8 protein-coding genes are annotated in these 8307 nt (G+C 71.3%); 4 read left to right on the top strand and 4 right to left on the bottom strand.

The features are described 5' to 3' along the window. Window positions 1-55 precede the first annotated feature (55 nt). Complete coding sequence (locus VFS34_13520) at window positions 56-925, top strand: homocysteine S-methyltransferase family protein (GenBank protein HET9795466.1); 870 nt, start codon at window positions 56-58, stop codon at window positions 923-925. 14 nt (window positions 926-939) lie between these two features. Here VFS34_13520 and VFS34_13515 read toward each other — a convergent pair whose 3' ends face one another. Genes VFS34_13515 through queG form a run of 4 tightly spaced genes read right to left on the bottom strand, consistent with a single transcriptional unit; the run spans window position 940 to window position 4706 of the window. Then, entirely contained in the window at window positions 940-1959 is a 1020-nt protein-coding gene (locus VFS34_13515; GenBank protein HET9795465.1) for an isocitrate/isopropylmalate family dehydrogenase, read from the bottom strand. Further along, the gene (locus VFS34_13510) at window positions 1956-3239 is read right to left on the bottom strand and encodes a hemolysin family protein (protein HET9795464.1); all 1284 of its coding nucleotides are present in this window, start codon (window positions 3237-3239) and stop codon (window positions 1956-1958) included. The genes VFS34_13515 and VFS34_13510 overlap by 4 nt, the downstream gene beginning before the upstream one ends. Further along, window positions 3236-3643, bottom strand: coding sequence for a (deoxy)nucleoside triphosphate pyrophosphohydrolase (locus VFS34_13505; GenBank protein HET9795463.1), 408 nt, complete (start codon window positions 3641-3643; stop codon window positions 3236-3238). Before VFS34_13505 ends, VFS34_13510 begins: the two co-directional genes overlap by 4 nt. Before the next feature lie 4 nt (window positions 3644-3647). Next, window positions 3648-4706, bottom strand: coding sequence for a tRNA epoxyqueuosine(34) reductase QueG (gene queG, locus VFS34_13500; protein HET9795462.1), 1059 nt, complete (start codon window positions 4704-4706; stop codon window positions 3648-3650). A gap of 26 nt (window positions 4707-4732) precedes the next feature. Between queG and VFS34_13495 the strand changes: the two genes are divergently transcribed. Genes VFS34_13495 through VFS34_13485 form a run of 3 tightly spaced genes read left to right on the top strand, consistent with a single transcriptional unit; the run spans window position 4733 to window position 7969 of the window. Further along, complete coding sequence (locus tag VFS34_13495; GenBank protein ID HET9795461.1) at window positions 4733-5803, top strand: AI-2E family transporter; 1071 nt, start codon at window positions 4733-4735, stop codon at window positions 5801-5803. Window positions 5804-5846: 43 nt separating this feature from the next. After that, a complete protein-coding gene (locus VFS34_13490) occupies window positions 5847-6923 on the top strand; it encodes a class I SAM-dependent methyltransferase (protein HET9795460.1) in 1077 nt (358 codons plus the stop codon). Then, complete coding sequence (locus VFS34_13485) at window positions 6920-7969, top strand: glycosyltransferase family 4 protein (GenBank protein HET9795459.1); 1050 nt, start codon at window positions 6920-6922, stop codon at window positions 7967-7969. The genes VFS34_13490 and VFS34_13485 overlap by 4 nt, the downstream gene beginning before the upstream one ends. The last annotated feature ends 338 nt before the right edge of the window (window positions 7970-8307 follow it).

The raw sequence follows: 8307 nt of genomic DNA, 5'->3' as shown, positions 1-8307 counted from the left end.
GCCGCCCGACGATCCGGCGTCGCGGCGTCGACTCCTGTACGCTCGGCAATCGACAGTGGCTGACACGTTCCTGGATCGTCTGAAGGCGGGCCCGCCGATCCTCCTCGACTCGGCGATGGGGAGCGAGCTGGAGCGGCGGGGTCTCGAGCTCGACGTCCCGCTCTGGTCGGCGAGAGCGCTCGTCGAGGCGCCGGAGCTCGTCGCCGCCATCCACCGGGAGAATGCGGACGCCGGAGCCGACGTCCTGACGGCGAATACCTTTCGGACCACCCGCACCGCGCTCGACGAGAGCGGGAACGCGGACCGTGCCGCGGAACTGACGCGTCTGGCCGTCGGGATCGCCCGGGAGGCCGCCGACGCCGCGGACCGGCCCGTCCGGGTCGCCGGCTCCGTCGCTCCGCTCTTCGACTGCTATCGGCCCGACCTGGTGCCGGAGGACGCGATCGCGCTCGAGGTTTCGCACGCGGCGCACGTGGAGTTCCTCGCCGCGTCGGGAGTCGATCTCCTGCTGCTGGAGACGTTCGGCACCCGGCGGGAGGTGATGGCGGCGGCTCGGGCGGCGCGGCTCTCGGGGTTGCCGTTCGCCGCGTCGATCACGACCGACGGCGGAGGGCGCCTGCTTTCGGGCGAAGACCTGGCCGGGACCGCGGACGCGCTCTGGAAAGCGGGCGCGGCGGCCGTCTGCATCAATTGCGTCTCGAGCCGGGCGATCGGGAAGGACGTCCTCCGGCTCGCGAACGCGGCGGCGGGGCGGCCGTTCGGCGCCTACGCGAACATCCTCTCCGACGGCGATTCCCCCGGGGCGTACGCGGATCTCGCCGCGGAGTGGCTCACGCTCGGCGCCCGGATCGTCGGCGGCTGCTGCGGCACGACGCCGGACCACACGCGCGCCCTGCGCGCGCGGCTCGACGCTGCGGCCGCCTGATCAATACACGATTCTTACGGTTGTCCCCGGAGGCGCTCGACGACCGCCCGGGCGAAGGCCTTCGTTCCGGCCGTCCCCCCGAGGTCGCGCGTCCGGATCCCGGCCGCGTACGTCTCCTCGAGCGCCCGGCGGATCCGCTCCGCGGCCTCCTGCTGGTCGAAGTGGTCCAGCATCATGATCGCCGAGACCAGGAGCGCCGTCGGGTTGGCGAGGTCTTTCCCGGCGATGTCGGGCGCCGATCCGTGCACCGCCTCGAAGACCGCGTAGTCGATGCCGAGGTTCGCGCTCCCGACGACGCCCAGCCCGCCGACGAGGCCGGCGGCGAGGTCGGAAACGATGTCGCCGTAGAGGTTCTCGAGCAGGAGCACGTCGTAGGTCTCGGGCTTCAGGACGAGGTCCATGCAGAGCGCGTCCACGATCCGCTCGTCGGCCTTCACTTCGCTGTACTCGGCGGCGACCCGCCGGAAGCATTCGAGGAAGAGGCCGTCCGAGAGCTTCATGATGTTCGCCTTGTGGATGGCGGTGACGCGGCGGCGGCCGTGCTTCAGCGCGTACTCGAACGCGAACCGCGCGATCCGCGTCGACGCTTTCTCGGTGATGATCTTCAGCGACTCGACGACTCCGGGAACGACGACGTGCTCGAGGCCGGCGTACAGGTCCTCGGTGTTCTCGCGCACGACGATGAGATCGACGCCGGTGAAGCGCGTGGGAACGTTCGCGAAATTCTTCACCGGCCGCAGATTCGCGTAGAGATCGAGATTCTGCCGCAGACGCACGTTGACCGACTTGAAGCCTCCGCCGACCGGCGTCGTGAGCGGGCCCTTGAGCGCGGCGCCGTTCTTCCGGATCGAATCGAGGACCGACGGAGGAAGGGGATCGCCCTGGGCGCGCTGCGACTCGAGGCCGGCGCTCACCTCTTCGAAGACGACCCGCGCGCCCGCCTCGTCCAGGATCGCCAGGACGGCCTCGCTGACTTCGGGACCGACCCCGTCTCCGCGGAGCAGGGTGACGACGCGCGGCGATTCGGCGTTCATGCGCCCGGCATTGTAGAGGCGGAGCCGGGTCGGCGGGGGAGGATCATCTTGACGCGCTGGATCGCCGACGGCGACGCTTCGAGGACGACGAACTCCGCCTGGCGCCCGCGCATCCGGTCCCCCTTGCCGGGAATCCGGCCGAACCGCTGCAGGAGGAGCCCCGCCACCGTTTCGTCGATCGCGTTCGGGTAGCGGAGCCCGAACCGGCTCTCGAGATCCGCGAGCCGGAAGCTTCCGTCGAGAACGTAGGTCCGTTCGTCGATCTTCGTGAAGCCGGGCGCCTCCTCGTCGTATTCGTCCTGGATGGAGCCGAGGAGCGCCTCGATCGCGTCCTCGATCGTGACGAGCCCCGCCGTCCCGCCGTATTCGTCGATGGCGATCGCCATGTGCTGCTTCCGGCGCCTCATCTCGCGGAAGAGGTCGTCGAGGCTCTTCGACTCCGGGACGAGGAACGGGGCCGAGGCGAAGCGCGCCGGGGTGAACGCGGCGAGCTGCTCCGGGCTCAGGTCGAAGAGGTCCTTCGCCTTGAGCACTCCGACGACGTTGTCGAGCGATTCGCGATAGACCGGAACGCGCGAGAACTTGTGCTGCGAAAAGATCGCGTGCGCCTCGGCGAACGTGGCGGTTTCCGCGATCGCGACGATCCGCGGCCGCGGGACCATGACCTCGGAGACGCGGCGGTCGCCGAACTCGAGGACCCGGACCATCCGCTCCCGCTCCTCCTTCTCGAGGAGACCTTCGGCGTGCCCGATGTTGATCACCGCCTTCATCTCTTCCTCGGTCATCGCCGGGCGCGTCTGGGGAATGCCGAAGAGGGCGAGCATCCGGTGGACGAGAAAGATGACGATCTTCGCGACCGGGTCGACGGCCCGGGTGAAGAGCTCGAACGGACGGGCCACGAGGACCGAGACGCGCGCGGGCGAGGCGGCCGCGATCGACTTCGGCGTCATTTCGCCGAGCGAGAAGAGCAGGATCGTCGAGACCACGACGGCGGCGGCGATGCCGATCTTCTCCCCGAAGAGGTTCTCGGCCGCCACCGTCGCGACCGCGGAGGCGGCGGAGGTCGCGAGATTCTGGCCGATCAGGGCGGCGGAAAGCAGCCGGGCCGGCTGCTTCTTCAGGCGGTCCACCGTGTCGGCGCCCCGGATCTTCCGCTCGCGCATGTGCTGGAGGTCGATCCGTCCGAGCGCCACGAGCGCCGTCTCCGAGGCCGCGAAGAACGCGGAAAGCAGGAGGAAGAAGAAGAACAGGGCCAGGAAGAGGACGAGAGACGTCGTCATGCGGCTTCTCCCCGGAGGGCGGCGACGATCGCCTCGTCGGCGGCCGGCATTTCGTCCGGATCCAGATCGGCGAGCGGCTGCCATCGCCACTCGAGCGGCGTCCCCGACGGATCGCCCTGCGCGCCGCAACGGTACGCGAGCATCAGGATCCGTTTCTCCGGATATTCGTGGTGCACGAACGCGTACGGGAGCGGAGTCTCGATCTCGAGGCCGAGCTCCTCGCGGACCTCGCGCGCGAGCGCGCCTTCCGGCGTCTCTCCCTCCTCGACCTTTCCGCCCGGAAACTCCCACAGGCCGGCGAGGTGTTTTCCGGGCGGCCGCCGCGAGAGGAGGACGCGGCCGTCCCGGACGACGACGGCGGCGACGACGAGAACCAGAGGGAGCGGATGGGCGGGATCCGACACGGCGTCATCGCGCATCGAGCGCGCGAACGGCGCGAGCCGCCTGCGCCGCGACGATCGGATGCTTCCCCGCGGCGAGCGGGGCGATCACGGGGAGCAAGGCGGGGTCGCCTCGCGCTTCGGCGACCGCGGCCGCGTTCCGCCGCATTCCCGCGGCCCCCGCCCGCGCCACCGGCGTGTCGCCGAATCGCCGCTTCCACTCCGCGGCCCCGGTCTCGAGGAGCTCGGCGAGCGACGGCGGCCGGCGCTCGAGCGTTCCGGTCTCGATCGCCGCGTTGTACGGACAGACCTCCTGGCAGACGTCGCAGCCGAACACCCACCCGTCCATCTGCCGCGCGATCGATTCCGGAATCGCGCCGCGCTGCTCGATCGTCCAGTAGGAGAGGCATCGGTTCGCGTCGACCACGCCGGGGCGGGGGAACGCGCCGGTCGGACAGGCGTCGAGGCAGCGGGTGCAGGACCCGCAGCGTTCCGCGGCCGGGGAGTCGGCGGGGAGGGCGAGATCCGTGACGATCGCGCAGAGGAGCAGCCAGCTCCCGTCTTCGGCGTTCATGAGCATGCCGTTCTTCCCGATCCAGCCGATGCCGGCGGCGGCGGCGAACGCGCGTTCGGCGAGCGGTGCGGAATCGACGCAGATCCGCGCCGAGAGCGCGACACCGGCTCCGCGGACCGCCGCGACGACCCGTTCGCACCGCGCGCGGAGCGTCCGGTGGTAGTCCTCGGCGAGCGCATACCGCGCCGTGCGGGTTCCGTCGGGAGCCGCGGGGTCGCCCGCTTGGTAGGCGTCGGCCAGCACGACGACCGAGCGGGCTTCCGGCAGGAGAGCGCGCGCATCGGCCCGGAGGCGACGCGACCGCTCGAGGTAGGTCATCGACCCGTGCATCCCGGCGTCGAGCCATGCCTCGAAATCCGATGCGCGGGGCGCGGGACCCGCGGCGGCGACGCCGATCCGGCGAAACCCTTCGGCCCGGGCCGCCCGGAAGAAGAGGGATCGCCGCCGGAGGTTCCCCTCCGCGTCCGGGAGCGCCGAAGCGCGCAGCGGAGGCTCGATTCCGGCCGTCGTCACGGCGGCCGATGCTATCATCCGGGGGCATGCCGCGCGCCCGCTCGCTCGCGTTCTCGATCGCGGCGGGTGCGGTCCTGGCGTATCTGCTGTGGCGGGTTTTCGAGCCTTTCCTCGCGCCGATCGCATGGGCGGCGGTGCTCGCGATCCTCCTCATGCCGGTGTACCGGCGCGCGCGGAAACGGCTGCGGCGGCCGAACCTCGCCGCCCTCGTCGTGACCGTGCTGACGATTCTCCTGGTCATCCTTCCGGCGGTGCTGCTCGCCGGCGCGCTCTTCCGCCAGGGCGCCCACCTCTACGCCCTCGCGGGCGGGTGGCTGAACGCCCACCAGGTGAGCTCGGCCGGCGACGTCCTCCGCCTGCCGTTCATGACGCGGGCGATCGCGCGCGTCACCGACGCCGTTCCCGTCACGAGCGCGGATCTGCGGGCGTGGCTCGAAACCGGCCTGAAGAACCTGGCGGCGCGCATGGCGGCGGTCGCTTCGGGCCTGGCGTTCGGCTTCCTGGGACTCCTCGCCTCGTTCTTCATCATGATCTTCACGCTGTTCTTCTTCTTCCGGGACGGGGAGGCGCTCTGGCGGCATCTGCTGGCGGCGATCCCGACGGAACCGGGGAAGACCGGCGAGCTCGTGAAGCGCCTCGACGCCGTTCTGCACGCGATCCTTCTCGGGACGCTCCTCACGGCTCTCCTCCAGGGGATCCTCGGGGCGATCGGGTTCGCGATCTTCGGACTGCCGTCTCCCGTGGTTTTCGGCGCGATCATGGCTTTCCTGTCGCTCCTTCCGGTCGGCGGCACCGCGCTCGTCTGGGTTCCCGCCGGAATCGTGCTGCTCGCGCAGGGCGCCACGGGCCGCGGTCTCGGCATCCTCGCGTGGGGGGCCCTGATCGTCGGGCTCGCCGACAACTGGTTCAAGCCGATGATCATCTCGGGACGATCGGAGATGAATACGCTGCCGGTGTTCTTCGGCGTGATGGGAGGCCTCGCGGCATTCGGTTTTCTCGGGCTGTTCCTCGGACCGATCGTCGTCGCGCTCGGGATCGCGGTCTGGGACACGGCCGCGTCGTCCGGCGACCGCGAAACGCGGGCCGCGCCCGCGTGACCCGAGAGATCTCTCCGGACCCGGCATATCATCGCGCGACCCGATGAGCCGCGAAGAAGAGGACCGGCTTTCCGTCGAGCGGCTGGCCGAGGAGATCCGGCGCGGGGTCCGCGAGGCGGCTCCGCACCCTGCCGAGAATGCGGGCGACTCGCCCGCGCTCCGGGCGTGGGCGGGAGCGGAACGATACTCCGTCCCTTCGGTCCCGGCGGGCGCGGGGCTGGCGTTCGTCAAGCGGACGCTCCTGCGCATCCTGCGGATCGCGACCCGCTCGCAGGGAACGTTCAACGCGAAGCTCCTCGAAGGGGCCCGCGCGCTCGAGCGGACGGTCGAGGAGCTCCGCCGGGATCTCGCGGAGGCGGAGCGGCGGCTCGCCCGCCAGAACGACGTCCTCCAGGCGAGGGTGGCGGCGGTGGAGCGCGCCGGCGCTCCGGCGGACTCGCCGCGAGCCGCGCCGTCGGCGCCGGCTCCCGGGATCACCGACGGCCTCTACGCGCGCTTCGAGGAGGAATTCCGCGGAAGCGAGGAGACCGTCCGCGAGCGGCAGGAACAGTACGTCGATTTCTTCCGCGGCGCTCCGGGCGTCGTCCTCGACTGCGGTTGCGGGCGCGGCGAATTCGTGAGCCTGCTCCGGCGCTCCGGGATCGAGGCGGAAGGAATCGACGCGAACCGCGTCGCGGCGGGGATCGCGGCGCGCGAGGGTCTGCCGGTCGCGGCCGGAGACGCCTTCGAGCGGCTCGCCGGGGCGCGCGGCTCGCTCGGCGGGGTCTCGGCGCTCCAGTTCGTGGAGCATCTCGAGCCCCCGGCCGTGCGGGAATTCCTGGGGCGCGCCTTCGAGGCGCTCGCTCCCGGCGGCCGCCTCCTGCTCGAGACGATCAATCCGGATTCGCTCTACGCGATGCGCGCCTATCGCCTGGATCCGACCCATCGCTGGCCGGTTCCGGCGGCGACCCTCTCGCTGTTCGCGCGCGATGCGGGGTTCCTCCAGAAGGAGATCCGGTATCTCGCGCCGGTCCCCGCCGAAGAGACGCTCGCCGAGACGGGGGAGAACGAGCGAAAGATCAATCGCTGGCTCTTCGGATTCCAGGACTACGCGCTCTTCGCCGAGCGCCCCCCGGCGTGAGCCGCGCCGCCGTCCTCGTCGCGGCGGTCCGGACGCCGTTCCTGACCGGGGGCGCCGAGCGCCACGTGGAGCGGCTGACCGAGGAGCTGCGTGCCCGCGGCGTCGACGCCGAACTCGTCACGATGCCCCTCTTCGACGGAACGCACGCCGACCTCGTCAAGAGCGCGCTCGCCTGGCGCCTCGGGGAGTTCACGCGGTTCGGCGGGCGCGACGTGGACGCGGTGATCACGACCCGCTTCCCGACGTTCGTCGCCCGCCATCCGCGGAAGATCGCCTGGGTGATCCACCAGCACCGCCCCGTCTACGACCAGTTCGCGACGCCGTACAGCGACTTCGAGACCCACGAAGAGGACCTCGAGATCCGCCGGATGATCCGCCGGATGGACGTCCGCGGCCTGGGCGAGTCGCGGAAGGTCTTCGCGAACTCGAAGAACGTCGCGGACCGGCTCTCCCGCTACAGCGGGATCCCGAGCGAACCGCTGTATCACCCCCCGCCGCTCGCGGGTCGGTACCGCGACGACGGGGCGGGGGACTACGCCCTCTGGGTGGGCCGCCTCGAAGCGTGGAAGCGTCCGGGACTCGCGATCGGCGCGCTGGCGTTCGCCCCCGAGGCGAGGCTGAAAGTCGTCGGGGAAGGGCCGGAGCGCGACGCGCTCGCGCACTACGCGAAATCGTCGGGCGTCTCGGCCCGCTGCGACTTCCTCGGAAGCCCGTCGGAAGCCGAGGTCCTCTCCCTGTTCGCCGGAGCGCGCGTCGTGATCGTCACGGCCGCCGACGAGGATTACGGATACGTTCCTCTCGAGGCCTACCTCTCGGGGAAGGCGGTTCTCACGGTCCGCGACGCCGGAGGCCCGCTCGAGTTCGTGCACGACGGACGCACGGGGATCGTCACCGACCCGGATCCCGCGGCGCTCGGCGCCGCGCTCGCGCGGATGTGGCCCCGGACCGCCGAGCTCGCGGCCATGGGGCGGGCGGGGCGCGCCGTCGTCGAAACGATCACCTGGGACGACGTGATCGGCCGGCTCCTGTCGGCCGCGGGATTGTGAACCCCTTCGAGGAGGCGGCGCGCGACGCCGGCCGGGCGCTCGGCGACATCGGCGCGTCGGAAGACGGCGCGCTGGTGGCGGAGGTGGCCGAGGCGCTGGCGGAGCTGGGCGCCGCGGCCCCTCCCCGCCGGCGACGCCGAAAATCCGCCCGGGCCTCGAATCGAGCCCGTCCTTCGAACGAAGAACCGCCGCGGCCCGGCGGAGGCGGGTAGCGCTCGCCGCATCCGGCGATCGGGTCTCGGGCTTCCGGCCTCGGGCCGATCACCCTTTGATCGTCGCGAGAAACGCCGCTCTCGCCGCGAGCAGACCGGAAAGCACGCCGTCCTCGAACTGATACA

The sequence above is a fragment of the Thermoanaerobaculia bacterium genome (genome assembly GCA_035717485.1).
Lineage (GTDB): Bacteria > Acidobacteriota > Thermoanaerobaculia > UBA5066 > DATFVB01 > DATFVB01.
The sequence above is the reverse complement of the archived record's forward strand: the minus strand, read 5'-3'. Positions and strand labels throughout refer to the sequence as shown.

Coding starts and splice junctions, on each gene's coding strand:
- VFS34_13515 (HET9795465.1), bottom strand. CDS start 1,959: ATGAACGCCGAATCGCCGCGCGTCGTCACCCTGCTCCGCGGAGACGGG.
- VFS34_13510 (HET9795464.1), bottom strand. CDS start 3,239: ATGACGACGTCTCTCGTCCTCTTCCTGGCCCTGTTCTTCTTCTTCCTC.
- VFS34_13495 (HET9795461.1), top strand. CDS start 4,733: ATGCCGCGCGCCCGCTCGCTCGCGTTCTCGATCGCGGCGGGTGCGGTC.
- VFS34_13490 (HET9795460.1), top strand. CDS start 5,847: ATGAGCCGCGAAGAAGAGGACCGGCTTTCCGTCGAGCGGCTGGCCGAG.